The organism is Luteolibacter sp. Y139, from assembly GCF_038066715.1.
GTDB lineage: Bacteria > Verrucomicrobiota > Verrucomicrobiia > Verrucomicrobiales > Akkermansiaceae > Haloferula > Haloferula soli.
In genome coordinates this window covers 847,390-862,485 of record NZ_JBBUKT010000001.1, presented here as the reverse complement: position 1 = coordinate 862,485, position 15,096 = coordinate 847,390, and the positions used below count along the sequence as shown (strand labels likewise).

Below are 15,096 nucleotides of genomic sequence, written 5' to 3'. Positions count from 1 at the left end.
TTCCGGTATGCCTAGGGAAAGCGGAAAACCGGAAAAGCGGACTCGGGTCATTTTCGCGAAAAAGGCCCCGTCCGCGGGAGCGAACGGGGCCTTTTCGTTTTGGGAAATCGCTGGGATTACTTGTCCTCGTCTTCCATGAACTCGTCGTGGCCCTTCTTCTTGGCGGCCTTCACGGCATCGACGAGCTTGGCGACGCCGGGCAGGTCCTTGGCGACGAAGGCGGCTTCGACTTCGCAGAAGGTGACGAAGAGCTGGCCGATCTGGGTGCGGTAGGCGACGAGGGCCTTTTCCTTGGCCTCACCGGCGGGCATTTTTTCGATCAGCGCCGGGGTGAAGGCGAGGGTCTTCAGAAGGGCATCCTGCGCTTCGCGAGCGGCCTTGGCTCCCTTCACGGGATCGGTCTCGCGGCGGAAGCCCTTGAATGCCTCATCCACCTTGCCCATTTCCTTGGCCAGAGGGGTGTCGTCCTTCTCCTTGTCCTGGGCGCGCGCCGGGGTCGGCAGCATCAGGGTGGAAGCCAGCAGCAGAGCGGGGAAAATCAGTTTCTTCATACGCGACGGCATACAGCCCGCGCCGCCGCGACCTGTCAAGGGACTCCCACGGCGGCGGCCCGCGGTGCGAGCGAGGCCAGGGCGTCACCGATCGGCACGTTCTGGCGCTTGCGGTCGATGAAATAGCTGACCTCGGAGTAGCCTGCTTCCAGGAGCAGCCCGAGCGCCTCGCGGTAGCCATCGCCGACCCTTTCCGCGAGGTGGGCGTCGGCGCCGATGACGACCGGGATGCCGCGCTCGCGCATGAGGATGAGCTGGGGCAGGGAGGGATTCATTTCGGAGAGGCTTTTGAGCTTTCCGCTGGTGTTCAGCTCCATGGCCACTCCGGTGGCGGCGATGCGGTCGAGCGAGCGGCAGATGTCCTCGCGCAGGCGGGCGAAGTCCCACTCGGCGGGGGACTCGTTTTTGATGAGGTCGGGGTGCGCCAAGGTGTCGAAGAGGCCGGTCTCCGCGGACATGGCCAAGTGCTCGAAGTAGAGGCGCTGGTAGGCCGGCACGTCGTTGCGGAAGTAGGCTTTCCGGTAGGGGGCGAGCTGGTAGTGGACGGAGCCGAGGATGTGGCTGAGCGGGGCGCGGGCGTGGAGTTTTTCCAGCCATGGCTCCACGCCGGGGAAGTAGTCGCTTTCGATGCCGGTGCGGACGTCCACTTTGCCCTCGTAGGCAGCGCGGGCGGACGCGATCAGGTCCAGATATTCGGGATACTGCTCGGGGGACATCCGCACGTGGGCGGAATTCCCGTCGGGAAGCGGGCAGTGGCAGGTGAAGGTGATGCCCTTGAAATTCCGCTCCAAGGCGACCGCGGCGAATTCCTGCGGGGTCCCGTGGGCGTGCTTGCAGAGCGGGGTGTGGCAGTGGGATTCGTAGAGCAGGGGCGCGGGAATCGAGGTCACGGCGGGAGCTTCTCTTTTTGAGCGCCCATGTGCCAATCGCATTTGGTCATCTCCGTGATTCCACGGGGTTATTTGAGGTCGAAACTTGGCCTTTTCGCCCCGGCTCCGGCTCCCCAAGCTCCGGGCAGATGTCAGCTCCGACGCTCACTCCGATGATGGCGCAGTACCAAGCGATGCGCCGCTCGCTGCCCGACGACGTGCTGCTGCTCTACCGGCTGGGCGACTTCTACGAGATGTTCTTCGACGACGCGAAGACCGCCGCGCCGATCCTCAATGTGGCCCTGACCAAGCGCAACGCGATCCCGATGTGCGGGGTGCCGTATCACGCTGCCGACGCCTACATCGCGAAGCTGGTGAGGGCGGGTAAGCGGGTGGCGATCGCCGAGCAGACGAGCGAGCCGTCTCCGGGGAAAATCGTCCAGCGCGAGATCGCGCGGATCATTTCCGCGGGCTCGATCATTGAGAGCCACCTGCTGGACGACCAGCGGCCGAATTATCTCGCTGCCGTTTTCCATCTGGGGAAATCGCGGGGGCTCGCGTGTGTGGATCACTCGACGGGCGAGTTCACCGTGGCGGAGTTTTCCGACCAGGCGCAGCTGGATGACGAGCTGGCTCGCCTCACGCCGTCCGAGCTGTTGATTTCGGACGAGCAGCTTTCGGGCTTCGGCCATCTTCATGCCGCGCAGCCGTATGATGGCTACGCGTTCCTGCCGGATCCCGCGCGGCAGATGTTGTGCGATCATTTCGGGGTGCATTCGCTGGATGGCTTTGGCTGTGCCGATGCTCTCTCGGCGGTGGCGGCTGCGGGTGCGATCCTGCATTACCTGGTGCATCAGCTTCGCCGGCCTTGCGATCACCTGCGGTCGTTGCGGATGCGGGAGAATGCCCATCACGTGCTGATCGATGCGGCTTCGCAGCGGAATCTCGATCTGATCGATTCGCGTTCGGGGAAGAAGCACACGTTGCTGGGTGTGCTGGATCGTACGAAGACGCCGATGGGCGCGCGGTTGCTGCGGGATTGGATCCTTCATCCGCTGCGTGATCGCGATGCCCTGGCCAAGCGCCATGATTTCATCGAGGCGTTGTTAGCGCAGCCGTTCATCCTGTCGAAGTGCCGCGAATCGCTGCAAGGGATCCGCGACATCGAGCGGACGGTGGGACGTCTTTCCCAAGGTGCTGGCAATGGTCGCGATCTCCAGGCGCTGGCGGTTTCACTCGGGCACATTCCGGCGCTTCAGGAGGATCTCGGCTGTCTTGGCGTTCCCCACGCGGAGGGACTGCGAGCCTTTCCCGATCTGGTCAATCACTTGGAGGCGTCGCTCGCCGAAGAGCCGCCGGCGAATCTGAAGGATGGCGGGATGATCCGTGATGGTCATTCGCCGGAGCTGGATGAACTCCGCTCGCTTTCGCGCGATGGCAAGTCGTGGATCGCCAAGCTCCAGGAGGACGAGCGCAAGCGCACGGGCATCGACTCGCTTAAGGTGAAGTTCAACAACGTCTTCGGCTACTTCATCGAGATCACCTCGTCGAAGCTGGCCAAGGTGCCGGACGACTACACCCGCAAGCAGACGATGGCGAACTGTGAGCGCTATATCACGCCGGCGCTCAAGGAGATGGAGAACAAGGTGCTGGGTGCCGAGGAGCGCGCGAAGCAGCTGGAGTATGAGCTCTTCCTCCAGCTTCGCCTGGAGGTCTGCAAGGAACTCGAAGCGCTCCAGCGCACGGCGGCTGCGATTGCGGAGATCGACGTGCTTTGTGGTCTCGCGGAAACGGCGCAAACTCATGGTCACGTGAGGCCGATCCTTGAGGATTCGCGCAATCTGGTGATCACCGATGGCCGCCATCCGGTGCTGGAACAGACGCTGGTCGAGGAGAAGTTCGTCCCGAATGACAGCAACTTCGATCCCGCCGAATCGCTGTTGCAGATTCTAACAGGTCCGAACATGGCGGGCAAGTCGACCTACATCCGGCAGGTCGCCTTGATCACGCTGATGGCGCAGACGGGGGCTTTCGTTCCAGCCGAGAGCGCGCTGGTCGGCATGGTGGACCGGATCTTCTGCCGCGTCGGTGCGTCCGACGATCTCTCGCGCGGGCAATCGACCTTCATGGTCGAGATGAACGAGACTGCCTTGATCTTGAATCATGCGACCGATCGTTCGCTGGTGATCCTGGATGAGATCGGGCGTGGGACGGCGACCTTCGACGGCCTCTCCATCGCGTGGGCGGTGGCGGAGCACCTGCATGATGTGGTCGGGTGCCGGACGCTGTTCGCGACGCATTACCACGAACTCACGGATCTCGCGAACACGCGGCCTGCGGTGGCGAATTTCAACGTGGCGGTGAGGGAGTGGAATGATGAGATCATCTTCCTGCGGAAGATTCTTCCGGGCGCTGCGGACAAGAGTTACGGGATTCAGGTGGCAAGGCTCGCCGGCTTGCCGAAGCCGATCATCGAGCGCGCGAAGTCGATTCTCTCGCACCTGGAGCTCAATTCGGCGAAGCCGGATGCGAAGAAGCAGGGGCCGAAGGCGAAGAATATGAAGCAGGATGAGATGCCGGTGGCGAATGCGCCGCAGCTGGATCTTTTCGGGGAATTCTAGCCGGGAAACCGCTCTGGAACGGGTGAATTTCGGGGGTTGATTGATGGGGCAGGCTCCTGCTAGAAGGGGAGTGCTATGAAAAGATCCATCATTGCGTTCATGTTCGTCGCCGGCACCGCAATGGCCGGAACCACGTCGAAGGAGGTGATAGCTCCTTCTCCTGCTCCCGAGCCCAGCCTTTGGCAATGGTTCGCTGGTGGCAGTGTCGGCTACCTCTTCGACACGGAAGAGGAGATGTATCACCTGCACGTGGGAGTGGATACCCCGTGGAACTGGGGTGGCTGGCGTCCTTCCATCTTCCTCGAAGCGGGCTATACCGAAAACGAGGAGTCGGCGGTGATCATCGATCCCACCGGGCCGCCGACGGCGGTTTTCACGACCAGCTTGAACTCGGAGTTCTCGATGGTTCCGGTCACGCTCAACTTCAAGCTGGAGCGGGAGCTCGTGCATCACCTGAGCTTCTACTTCGGCGTGGGTGCGGGTGTGGCCTTCACCGAGTTCGACGCCAGCGCGCTTTATTTCAGCGGTCCGGTGGCCGTTTCGGAAGACGACGAGGTCTTCTACGCTCAGGTTTTCGCAGGCCTGAACTATAACGTGACCGATTCCTTCGAGATCTACGGCGGAGCCCGCTGGCTCTATCTGGATGACTCGGACATCTCGGGTCTTCCTTCGGGAGTCGCCGGATTCGACGATGACTTCCTCGGTGAGCTCGGGGTTCGCTTCAACTTCTGAAACGAAATCGCCTTTTTCCAAGCCGGTGTTCCTTCACGGGATGCCGGCTTTTTTCGTCAGGTGGAGGTGATGCCGGCGCATGGCGCCCATTCTTCTTTTGTTTTCCGCCAGAAAAGCGACGCTCCGCCATCCTCCCCCGGTGAATCCGGAGGCTCCCATTCGAGCCCCCTATGAGCGTTTCTGTCATCGTCCCTGCCCGCAATGCTGCGGCTACCCTGCCGCGTACCCTGGAATCTCTGCTGGAGCAGACCTTTGCCGATTGGGAGGCGATCGTAGTGGATGATGGGTCGACTGATCGCACGGCGGCGATTGCGGGAGAGTTCGCGGCGAAGGACAAGAGGTTCCGACTGCTGCGTCAGGAGAATGCGGGTGTCAGTGTCGCACGCAATGCCGGGATCGCGGTGGCGAATGGTGAGTGGCTGCTGTTCCTGGATTCGGATGACTGGATCGGGCCGCAGCATCTCGAGCTCATGACCGGGGTCTTGAAGGAACGGCCGGAGCTGGATGCGGTGCTTTGCGGTTGGGTGCGGGTGCTGCCGGATGGCTCGCTGTTAGGGAAGGGGAACTTTCCGCCTGAAGGTGATCTGTTTGAGATCCTCGCGAGCCGCTGTGCGCTGGCGATTCATGCGTGTCTGGTGCGGCGATCGCTGGTGCAGGCGGTGGGTGGCTTTGATGCGACGTTGGCGACGTGTGAGGATTGGGATCTCTGGCAGCGTGTCGCGCGGACGGGGACCAAGTTCGCGCTGCTTCGCGAGGTACTGGCTTATTACCGAATGCGGCCTGCGTCGCTCACGACGGATGGCTCGCGGTTTTTGGCGGACGGGCTGCAAGTGATCGAGCGAGGTCATGGGCCAGACTCGCGGGTATTGGAGCCGCTGCCGGTTCACGCGAAGGGCCTGTCGCCGGAGCGCTTGGCGGGAGCGAAGATGCGCTTTGCCTGTTGGCCGGCTGCGGTGGCGCTCGGGCAGGGACAGGATGCCCGGCCGCTGCTGGAGATGCTGGGCGATGCCCGCGATGCGGTGCTGGATCCGTCTTTCGTCGCCGCTTCGATCTTCGAGGCCGCGCCATTGCCGACCTGCCGCTGCTTGTCCGAGTGGCATGCGCTGTGGCCGATGGTGGTGCATCGACTCGATGATCTTCTCAGAGCGCTTGAAGAACGTTCGAAAGTTCCGCGGCTGGCCCGGCGGGCGCGGCGTGCCTTGGAGGCGATGATTGCCGAGCAGACTGGGTCTCCGCGTCCCTTGAAGGCAGGACTGACGCATGCGGAGGTCGTGGAGGTCACGAAGCCGCTGCGGGATGTCATTGCGGCGGGTGCGGAGCGCCTGGTCTGCGACTTGATCATGGAGGGCAAGCCGCTGGGGCGTGTCCGGTTGCCGGTGTGTGATGGCATCGTGCCGGCATCGGTCCTCGCCGATGCGATCGTGGCGGAGCATGCATGGCCTGTTCTCGGGGCATTCTTCGAGCGGACGCTTTATGGTGATCTCCGGGTGGAGGAGAGCGAAGAAGGCGTTGCGATTTTCCGTGGTGATCTTTGTTTGGCGAGCGGGCTGCACGCCGCGGCGAGCACCGACTGGTCGACGGCTCATGACCACATCGGATGGACCGTGTTTCTCCAAGAACTCTGGGGTGCTCCGGAGTCTCCGGAGGCAGCCTTCTATGAGCCTTATCCGGGCGAGGTTCCGGAAGTGGCGACGCGATTCGATGTCGAACTGGGTGGCGAAATCCACGATCGCGAGCTCGATGTGAATGCCGCTGAAGTGGCGGTGACGATCGGTGGGGCTGGGATCGGACTGATGGGCGTGGCGGTGGAGGAAGGATGCCTGAGCGCGGCTGCATTGCGTGCTGCGATCAATGCGGCGGGTGGGTTCGAGCTTTGTCGCGTGGCGGTTCGTGAGGCGTTGTTAGGGAGGTCGTTTGATGCTTCCGGGACGCTGCGGGAGCGGCTCGCGGAACTGGCCGGCAATCAAGGACAGCATGGCGCGGGAGTGACCTTCGGCCCGCGGCCGGTGCAGCCGATTGGAACCAGTGCGTCGCGCCGTGCGGCATTTCCTGCCGCGGCCTTGGCGGAGCTGAGTCATGCCGCGACGATCTCCCGCCAGCCGGTGGGGCATTTCTATCAGACGAATGGCACGCGGCGACTGGTGCTTCACGCGCCCGGGATTGTCGCGCCATTTGGCATCGAGCCCTTCAAGCGAACCTCCACGACCAGCGAACTCAAATCGGGCGTCCAAGCTCATGATGGGCATCACTTCGAAGCGCTGTTCGCTTCCGGCGAGGACCCGTGGGACTACACCAACGACTACGAGCAGGTGAAGTACGAGCAGACGCTCTCGCTGCTGCCGGACGGGCCGATCCCGGACGCGCTGGAGCTGGCCTGCGCGGAAGGACATTTCACCGTTCAGTTCGCGGGGCGCACGGGCAATCTGTTAGCCATGGATATTTCGCAGATCGCCTTGTCGCGGGCTGCGAAGCGCTGTTCCGCGTTTGATCACATTCGCTACGGGCACTGTGATTTGATCAGGGACGAGATCCCGGGCATGTATGATCTCGTGGTGTGTAGCGAGGTGCTCTACTACGTCGGAGAAACAGGGAACCTGGAACGGGTGGCGGAGAAGATCGCCGCAGCGATCAAGCCCGGCGGTCATTTCCTCACCGCGCACGCCAACCTCGTCGTCGATGAACCGGACAAGGCGGGCTTTGATTGGGACGTGCCTTTTGGCTCGAAGGTGATTGGCGAGACCTTTGCCCGGACTCCCGGGCTTCATCTGGTGAAGGAGCTCCGCACGCCGCTGTATCGCGTGCTGCTTTTCCGACGCACGGACGATGCTTCGACGATTGTCCCGGAATTCATCGAGGACGACCGGCTTGGTGAGATGCCAGAAGCTGTTTCCCGCCATGTGCTGTGGAATGGTGGCGAGGTTCGCCGGGTGGAGGCGGCGAAGCTGGCGAGCACCTATCGCCTGCCGATCCTGATGTATCATCGGGTGGCTCCCGAAGGTGTGGAGGCGACGTCGCGCTGGAGGGTGACGCCGGAGGCCTTTGAAGAGCAGCTCCGTTACTTGCGCGATGCGGGCTTTTACAGTGTCACGCTGGAGCAATGGCGTGAGGCGGCGCAGGCGAAGAAGCCGCTACCGGGGCGAGCGGTGTTGCTGACCTTCGATGATGGTTATCGCGACTTTGCCGAACACGCGTGGCCTTTGCTGAAGCGCTACGGTTTTACTGCGATCATGTTCCTCGTGGCGGGGAGAATCGGCGGGACCAATGAATGGGACCGGGCCTTCGGTGAGGAGGTCGAGCTGATGGACTGGGATGAGATCCTGAGGCTGCAGAAAGAGGGTGTGGAATTCGGCGCGCACACGGTGACGCATGAGCCGCTTACCGGGCTGTCGCCGACCGATCTTGTTCGTGAGCTTGTGAGGTCGCGGGCTATGCTTGAGGCGAAGCTAAAGTATCCGGTGGATGCGATCGCCTATCCCTATGGCGATCAGGATCGGGCGGTGCAGCACCTGACCGGTGCGTGTGGCTATACCTTCGGGCTGAGTTGCAAGCCGGGGACGTGTCGTTTCCAAGACTCGCTGCTGGAGTTGCCTCGCATCGAAGTGATGGGTGGGATGACCCTGCCGGAATTCGTGGTGAGCTTGGGGTCCTAGGACCCGTCTACGCCCTTCCGCAACGCCGTTGGCGTAGGGGACTCGGGCATGAGTGGACCCGGGGTAGCCTCCTGCGTCGGCAACCCCGGGCTTTGGGACGTAGTCCCGTTGGGACAAAGAGTTCGCCGCCTTATCCGCCTTATGTATCAAGGTCAGGACTCAGGAGGAGCCGGGAGTTTCTTGCGAAGGCGCTCGAGTTCGACGGGAGTGATCCGGTCGGGGTTTTTCAGGATCCAGCCGGTGCCGCCGCAGTAGTCACAGGAGCTTCCGGCGATCTTGCCCAGCATGTTGCAGGAGTGGCAAGGGACGGCGATGCGGAGGTCGGTGCTGGAGCGCGGAAGATCGAGCATGGGGGATGACGAAAGGCGGGATCATTGAAGACGCAAGTTGCGTGGAGGGGAAGCCCGCAGGTTCTTCGTCTGCCAAACGTCAGCGCTACTCCCACCAATCGGTGATCCAATTCGTCAACAGACGGGCGAGCGCCAGCAGCGCGATGATCGCGATGATGCTGATGACCGTGGCTCCTATGCCTCCCATCATGACGGGGAGAATTTACGGCCGAACCGGGAGTGATCAATTCAACACGTGCCACTGCCGGCCGATCGCTGCGGTCAGGGGAGCCGGAGGTTGGCCGCTGGCCTGGCGCAGCGTCCACTCGACCGAAGGCGTGTCCATCGCGAAGGAGTGCTCCCAGCGCGTGGGAAACATGGCCAGCGCGTAGCGGTGGGTGACCTGGACCCTGGCTTGAAGGATGAATTTGCCTTCGTGGCGGGTGATTGCGGTGACGAGCAGCTTGCTGCCGTCCGGAGTGAAGTAGCTCTGGCCCACGGCCGCGTAGCCGGGATTGCGCGCCATTTCGACGGAAACCTCATGCCAGCCTTCGGTCTGAAGGCCGACTTCGGTCGAGACGTAATAACTGCCAGCGATGAGGGTGCCGGCACCGAGGGCGACGAGGGCCGGTTTGAACAACGAGACTGCCATTTCCCGAGGAAATAGCAGCCGGTGTTCCAAATCATGCCGCTTCCCGGGGCGATACTGTTGAATTTGCGCGGACCAACTGAGATTCTAGGATGATCAGGGCTTCTGGATGTAGTTCCAGATGGCGTCGAATTGCTTGGCGGCGTCGCCATCCAGCTCCGGCCGCTGGGATTTACCGTCCTCGCTGTAGCGCGGCATTTTGGTGGCCGGGGTGACCGAGGGCGGATTGTCCATCCAGCGCTGGAACCACTCCTTGCGCAGGCGCTCATGGGAGAGGGCGAAATTGACGCCCTCGACCTCGAAGGCTGCGGTGGGCTTGGCGGTGCCGACGCCGTGGCAGGTGATGCAGCCGAAGCCATCGGCGCTGATGATCTTCTTGCCGATCTCGGCGAGGGCGGCGTCCACCGCCGGTGCTTCCGGCTTGCCGGGTTCGACGCCGTGGATGCGGGCGAGGCCGGTGGCGAGGCCATTCGAGTAGGCGTGGAAGGCGGGCATCCGCATATCAAGCCATGGGCGCGGGCGAATGCCGGTGCTGGTCGGGTTACCATTGATCATGCCCTCGATGAACGAGGCATGGAGCATTTCGCCGATGTAGGTGAGCTGCGGGCGCGATTGATCGAGCTTCTCATTCTCGCCTTTGACGTGCTCGACCAGCGACTTGGACTCGAGATGAGTGGCGTCCAGCCTGGAGGGGTGGCCGTCCATGCCGTGGCAGCTGGTGCAGCGGAGTTCCTGAAGCTTGGCAGTGGCGTATTCCGCGGGAACGTTGCGGGTGAGCGGGGCAGTGCCTTTCTTCGAGAAGGCGACCAGCGCGGCGCGATCGTCGTCGGACAGGTTGAGCTTGGGTGCCTTGGGGCCGGGATGGGCGGAGACGCAACCGGTGGCGGCCCAGTCCTTCGCGAAGATGGCGTCGGTGGTGGCCAGGGCGACGTTCGGGGCACCGGCGCCGGCGTGGCAGGCGGCGCAGTTCAGCTCGGTGGCGATCGCCATGCCCTTGGAGGCATCGCCCTTCGGGAAGTCCGAGGTCTTGTGCTCCACCTTGCCCGAGGCATCGAGCAGGAAGGCGGCGATTTCATTCGCTTCGGCATCACTGAGCGAGAAGTCCGGCATGCCGATGTGGGCATACCAGGCGTCGGGCTTCTTCAGGAAACCGGCGAGGGCGCCGGGCTGGAACTTGAAGGCGACATTGGCCAGCGGGACGCGCGTCGGATCGGCAGGAGTGCCGGCCTGGGTGTGGCAGGCGACGCAGCCGAGGCGATGGAAGTGCTCGCCGCCTTTTTCAGCGAGTGCCTTGTCCGGAGCGGCGGGGACGTCCCCGACCTTCTGGCTCATCAGCCACGCGGCGAGGTCGGCGGCCTTTTGTTTTCCTTCCGGAGTCGACTCGTCGATCAGGTCGGGCATCCGGGTGTCCGGCTTGAGAGCCGAGGGATTGGCAAGCCACTGGGCGATCCAGGCTTCATTCAGGCGGGAACCGGAAGCGACGAGAAGCGGTGCAAACTCGGTGAGCTCGGTCATGCCGGCGGCACCCATGTGGCACTTGCTGCAATGGTTTTCCGCGAAGAGGAGGCGTCCGTGGCGGGCAGGATCGACGGTGACCTCCGCCTTGAAGACGGTGGGTGGAACGCTCTGCTTCGGGAACGATTGTTCCTGCCAGAACAGGCGGAAGCGGCCTGAGCCGTCGGCCTTGGAATGGTAGGCGATGGAGATGTCGTGCTCGCCCTTGTTGAGGCGGGTGCTTTCGGAGGCCTTCGTGCCAAACGTGCCATCCTCGGTGACCACTTCCTTGCCATCGATGGTGAGCGTTGCCTTGCCCTCGCCCTCGAAGGAGAAGATCAGACGCTGGCGCTCGGAGAGCACCAGCTTGCCGGTCCAGGTCACGCCGAACTCTCCTGCGGGCAGGAAGGGCGTGGGGGACTCGCCGGCCTTGACGAGCAGGGCGGGCAGGCGATCGGAACGGGTGTCCTTGGCTGCTCCGGATTCGAAGGTGGCGGCAAGCTCGGCGCGGGCGGCACCGGCGGTCAGGGCAAGGACAGGGAGGAGGGAAAGGGCAGTTCTCATCTCAATCAAGAAAGCGGGGAGCCTACACCACGCAGGCTCCCCGAGCGAATCAGTTCAATCGGAGTTCCGGCAGATTACTTGCCCATCGCGCGGACGGTGCAATGGACGTCGCCCTGGAGGACTTCGCCGTCCTTGTTCTCAAGATCAAAGCCGACCTTGAGCGACATGGAGGGCTTGTGGCCTTCGAGGTCGATCTCGACGGTCTTGCCATCGGCCAGCAGGCGAGCGGCGCTGATCTTGATGTTGTCGCGCTTGTGCTGCTCCTTCGACTCTTTCTCGACGGCGTTCTTGCGGGCTTCGGCCTCGACATTGTCGACCGAGAATTCGCCGGAGCCATACTGCGGGCCGCGGACGTAATCCCAGCGCTGGGCGGAGTAGCTTTCCGGATCGGTGGCGGTTTCCTTGTCGAGTTCGGTCTCGAAGTGGAGGCGCACGCCCTTCTCGGTGATCTCGAGCTTGTCCGGCACGGGGATGGTGGCGCCAGCGTTGTAGCGGATGCGCTGGACGGCGCACTCGTTGGCGGCATTGGTCTGCCAGCCGCGGAAGCCGGCGACATACATGGAGCCGTCCTTGTGGAAACGGGCGCGCATGGCGGAGGAGCCGAGCTTGATCGGCAGCTTGGTCACGCCGCCTTGCAGGGTGTCGCCGACATTGGCGAAGAGCACGCGGAAGACCGAGGACTGGCCGTAGGAGAGGTGGATCAGCTCGCCTTCCTTGAGGCCGAACTTGGCACCCTTCGGCACCCAGACCTGGGAGCCGCCGGAGTTGTCGACGTCCATCGGCAGGTAAACGAGCGGTTCGGTGTAGGGAGCATCCTTCAGGCCCTGGCGGCTTGGCTCGGTGCCGAAGAACTTCGGACGCTCGTTCTTCGCCATGTAGTTGATCTTGCAGCAGGGCTGCCACGATCCCTCGTTCTCACCGGTGGTGATTTCCCCATTCGGGCCGACGCCGAGGCCGCCGGGGGCGCGCAGGCCGGTGGCGATGACCTCGAAGCTGGAGGCGTCCTTCGAGAGGCGCATCACGGTGCCGTGGTTCGGGAAGATGGTGTCGAAGCCGCGACCGCCGGGGCGGACCGGGGCGGCCTTCGAGAAGTAGAAGTCACCATTCGAGTCGGTCTGGAGGTCGAAGGCGAACTCGTGGAAGTTCGGCGAGACGGCGACGCCATTGAAGAAGCACTCGTATTGGTCGGCCTCGCCGTCCTTGTTGAGATCGTGCAGCTTGGTGATCTGGTCGCGGCCGTGGACGTAGACGGTGCCGTCCACCACCTTGATGCCGAGCGGCTGGAAGAGGCCGGAAGCGAAGCGCTTCCACTCGAGCTTGCTCCAATCGCCCTTGAGGCCCTTCACGGTCCAGACGTCGCCATTCCAGGTGGAGATGGCGGCGGTGTCTTCATCGATGAAGTCGAAGCCGGCGAAGCGGATGTTCGAGTGCCACGGATTGTTTTCCGGGAGGGTGAGGGTGTCGGTGACCCACGGCGACTTCTTGTCGGTGGAGACCTCGCCCTTGGTGGTGATGACGTCCTTCCAGATGCCTTCGCCGCCCTTGGTGGCGCCGGTCACATTGAAGGGAGCGACGGGCTTGGCGGTGCCGCCGCGGACGTAGGAAATGGTGAAGGTGGTGGCTTTTTCCGCAGGAGCGAGATTGGCGATCAGGCGGGTGGCCTTGTCCGCGGCGGGAGCGAGCACGGCACCGGAGCCGCCGGTAGCGACGGAGAGGCCGGAGCCGGACTTGGCGCTGCCGTTTTCGGTGGTGAAGGCGGAGGCGTCATCGGCGGCGAGGAGCGCGAGCGGCTTGGCGTGGGCGGCGACTTCGAAATGGCGGACGAAGCCGTCCTTGCCCTGCTCGAGGTGCTCCAGCACGCGGGTGCCATTGACGGTGTATTCGAATACGATGCGGGTGCCGTAGCGGTAGAAGCCCTTGTACTGGGCGTTCGGGATGTTACCGCAGGCGGCGGTTACCTTGCTGGCGTCGCGCTTCGCGGTGTAGAGCGTGAAGTCCATGCTCGTGCGCTTGTCCTCGAAGCTGCCGGCTTCGTTCGCCCAGCCCGGACCGGGGACGGTATTGAAGACGAAGTCCTTTTCGTTGGCGGTCTTGACCAGCTGGCCGTGAGCGCCGGTCCATGGGGTGCCGCCCCAGTGGACGTCGCCCTTGTAAACGGTCACCACGCGCAGGGTCTCGGTGTCGAAGAGGGCGCGGGTGCCATCGCCGAGATCGAGGAGCACGCCTTTCACGGCGGCGACTTGCTCCTGGCCATCGAAGGTGCCGGCGAAGGACTCGGCCCAGGCGGGACCGATTTGCATTTCCTGATACCACTCCGCGGCTTTCAGGGGCGCGGTAATGGCTGCGGCGGCAAGAACGAAGGGTGCCAATTGATACGGGTACGGGCGCATGAGTGTGGAGTTACGTCGCTGGTGCGGATCGGGTTTACGGGTATGGCACGGAAAGCCGCGAGTCAAAAGGGTAGGACATACGGGTAGGCGGCCGCCCTGCCGGGGCCACTACGTCAGCTTCCAAACGCGTTTGACAAGAAATCCGTGCGGCTGGGGCGATTCGGGGAATTCCTCGACCGTGCGGGTTTCCTGATTATGGTCCGCCGCGATGTGGGAGGGAATCACGCACTGGAGCGAGGGAATCATGCATTGGGGCGGCTGGGGCACGGCGGGGACCGGGCTGGCGTGGGTGATCACGTCCTGCCTGCTGATCGCGGGGCTGGTCGGCTGCATCGTCCCGATCCTGCCGGGGCACCTGATCGTGCTGATTGCTGCCATCGCCCACCGGCTGATGTTGGGGCGCGAGGGATCCGGGATGGAGTGGTGGTCCTTCGTGATCCTAACCGTGCTGATGGCGATCTCACAAGCGCTTGAGTTTGCGGCCGGTGCGGCAGGCACGAAGTGGTTCGGCGGCACCAAGTGGGGCGCGTGGGGCGCGCTGGTGGGCGGGATTGTGGGGATGTTCTTTTTTCCGTTCGGCCTGCTGCTGGGGCCGCTGATCGGGGCGTTCATCCTCGAAAAATGGGGCGCGAAGCAGGAGCTGAAGCCGGCCGCGGTCTCCGGGGTGGGGTCGGTGGTGGGCACCGTGGCGGGGATGGGGATGAAGTTCGTCATCGGCGTCGTGATGATCGCTTGGTTCTTCATCGATTGCTTCTGGGTGAAGTGAGGTGAGGGTAAGGGCTGAAATTGGCGCTTTCCACGGGGGTCGATCCGCCGCAGGTTCCCGCCGCCGCTCTCCGGACGGTCGCGGTCTTGCTTGCAAGGTCGAGGAAAGTCCGGACACCACAGGGTAACGCGCCTCTCGAAAGAGGGGGACGGCCGTTTCAAGACGGCTGGACGGAAAGTGCAGCAGAGAGCAAACCGCCGATGGCCCGCGAGGGATCAGGTAAGGGTGAAAGGGTGGGGTAAGAGCCCACCGCGTGTCCGGGTAACCGGCGCGGCACGGCAAACCCCGCGTGGTGCAAGACAGAACAGGGGAAGGGTAGCCCGCCCGTCGTATCCCCGGGTATTAGTCGCATCCCGCGCAAGCGGGGGCCCGCTTCGGCGGACAGAGAAATGACCGTTACTTCGGAACGCAGGGTTCCGGGGGAACAGAATCCGGCTTACAGGAGAGCGGCCCGATCCTTCCTTTCAACATCGTTTCGGGA

At 63.4% G+C, this 15,096-nt stretch carries 10 protein-coding genes and 1 other RNA gene; 5 read left to right on the top strand and 6 right to left on the bottom strand.

Translation table 11 applies throughout. From position 1 onward, the window contains the following. Positions 1–116: 116 nt before the first annotated feature. Positions 117–551, bottom strand: a complete 435-nt coding sequence (locus WKV53_RS03625) for a hypothetical protein (protein ID WP_341402987.1) — start codon at positions 549–551, stop codon at positions 117–119. 35 nt (positions 552–586) lie between these two features. After that, positions 587–1,441, bottom strand: coding sequence for a histidinol-phosphatase (locus WKV53_RS03620; RefSeq protein WP_341402986.1), 855 nt, complete (start codon positions 1,439–1,441; stop codon positions 587–589). 128 nt (positions 1,442–1,569) lie between these two features. On the opposite strand from WKV53_RS03620, the gene mutS reads away from it, so the two are divergent. The 3 genes from mutS (at position 1,570) to WKV53_RS03605 (ending at position 8,423) form a co-directional block, all read left to right on the top strand. Continuing rightward, entirely contained in the window at positions 1,570–4,041 is a 2,472-nt protein-coding gene (gene mutS / locus WKV53_RS03615; protein WP_341402985.1) for a DNA mismatch repair protein MutS, read from the top strand. Between the two features lie 75 nt (positions 4,042–4,116). After that, positions 4,117–4,773, top strand: a complete 657-nt coding sequence (locus tag WKV53_RS03610; protein ID WP_341402984.1) for an outer membrane protein — start codon at positions 4,117–4,119, stop codon at positions 4,771–4,773. A gap of 170 nt (positions 4,774–4,943) precedes the next feature. After that, a complete protein-coding gene (locus WKV53_RS03605) occupies positions 4,944–8,423 on the top strand; it encodes a glycosyltransferase (RefSeq protein ID WP_341402983.1) in 3,480 nt (1,159 codons plus the stop codon). Between the two features lie 152 nt (positions 8,424–8,575). Here the strand turns inward: WKV53_RS03605 and WKV53_RS03600 are convergent, their stop codons facing one another. The 4 genes from WKV53_RS03600 to WKV53_RS03585 all read right to left on the bottom strand — a co-directional run bounded on the left by WKV53_RS03600 (position 8,576) and on the right by WKV53_RS03585 (position 13,849). Then, positions 8,576–8,773: a hypothetical protein gene (locus WKV53_RS03600; protein WP_341402982.1), complete on the bottom strand. Its 198-nt coding sequence runs from the start codon at positions 8,771–8,773 to the stop codon at positions 8,576–8,578. A gap of 223 nt (positions 8,774–8,996) precedes the next feature. Next, entirely contained in the window at positions 8,997–9,404 is a 408-nt protein-coding gene (locus WKV53_RS03595) for a hypothetical protein (protein ID WP_341402981.1), read from the bottom strand. Positions 9,405–9,497: 93 nt separating this feature from the next. Further along, complete coding sequence (locus tag WKV53_RS03590) at positions 9,498–11,459, bottom strand: hypothetical protein (RefSeq protein WP_341402980.1); 1,962 nt, start codon at positions 11,457–11,459, stop codon at positions 9,498–9,500. Between the two features lie 74 nt (positions 11,460–11,533). Continuing rightward, positions 11,534–13,849 carry a DUF6797 domain-containing protein gene (locus WKV53_RS03585; RefSeq protein ID WP_341402979.1) on the bottom strand — a complete coding sequence of 772 codons (2,316 nt, stop codon included), beginning with the start codon at positions 13,847–13,849 and terminating at the stop codon, positions 11,534–11,536. Between the two features lie 208 nt (positions 13,850–14,057). On the opposite strand from WKV53_RS03585, the gene WKV53_RS03580 reads away from it, so the two are divergent. Continuing rightward, positions 14,058–14,615, top strand: coding sequence for a DUF456 domain-containing protein (locus tag WKV53_RS03580; RefSeq protein ID WP_341402978.1), 558 nt, complete (start codon positions 14,058–14,060; stop codon positions 14,613–14,615). Between the two features lie 62 nt (positions 14,616–14,677). Further along, an RNA gene (gene rnpB, locus WKV53_RS03575) (RNase P RNA component class A) lies at positions 14,678–15,070 on the top strand. Positions 15,071–15,096: the final 26 nt, after the last annotated feature.

Excerpts from the sequence above, each read along its gene's own strand:
- WKV53_RS03580 (WP_341402978.1), top strand. The coding sequence starts at position 14,058 with ATGTGGGAGGGAATCACGCACTGGAGCGAGGGAATCATGCATTGGGGC.
- WKV53_RS03595 (WP_341402981.1), bottom strand. The coding sequence starts at position 9,404 with ATGGCAGTCTCGTTGTTCAAACCGGCCCTCGTCGCCCTCGGTGCCGGC.
- WKV53_RS03585 (WP_341402979.1), bottom strand. The coding sequence starts at position 13,849 with ATGCGCCCGTACCCGTATCAATTGGCACCCTTCGTTCTTGCCGCCGCA.
- mutS (WP_341402985.1), top strand. The coding sequence starts at position 1,570 with ATGTCAGCTCCGACGCTCACTCCGATGATGGCGCAGTACCAAGCGATG.
- WKV53_RS03600 (WP_341402982.1), bottom strand. The coding sequence starts at position 8,773 with ATGCTCGATCTTCCGCGCTCCAGCACCGACCTCCGCATCGCCGTCCCT.
- WKV53_RS03610 (WP_341402984.1), top strand. The coding sequence starts at position 4,117 with ATGAAAAGATCCATCATTGCGTTCATGTTCGTCGCCGGCACCGCAATG.
- WKV53_RS03605 (WP_341402983.1), top strand. The coding sequence starts at position 4,944 with ATGAGCGTTTCTGTCATCGTCCCTGCCCGCAATGCTGCGGCTACCCTG.
- WKV53_RS03625 (WP_341402987.1), bottom strand. The coding sequence starts at position 551 with ATGAAGAAACTGATTTTCCCCGCTCTGCTGCTGGCTTCCACCCTGATG.
- WKV53_RS03590 (WP_341402980.1), bottom strand. The coding sequence starts at position 11,459 with ATGAGAACTGCCCTTTCCCTCCTCCCTGTCCTTGCCCTGACCGCCGGT.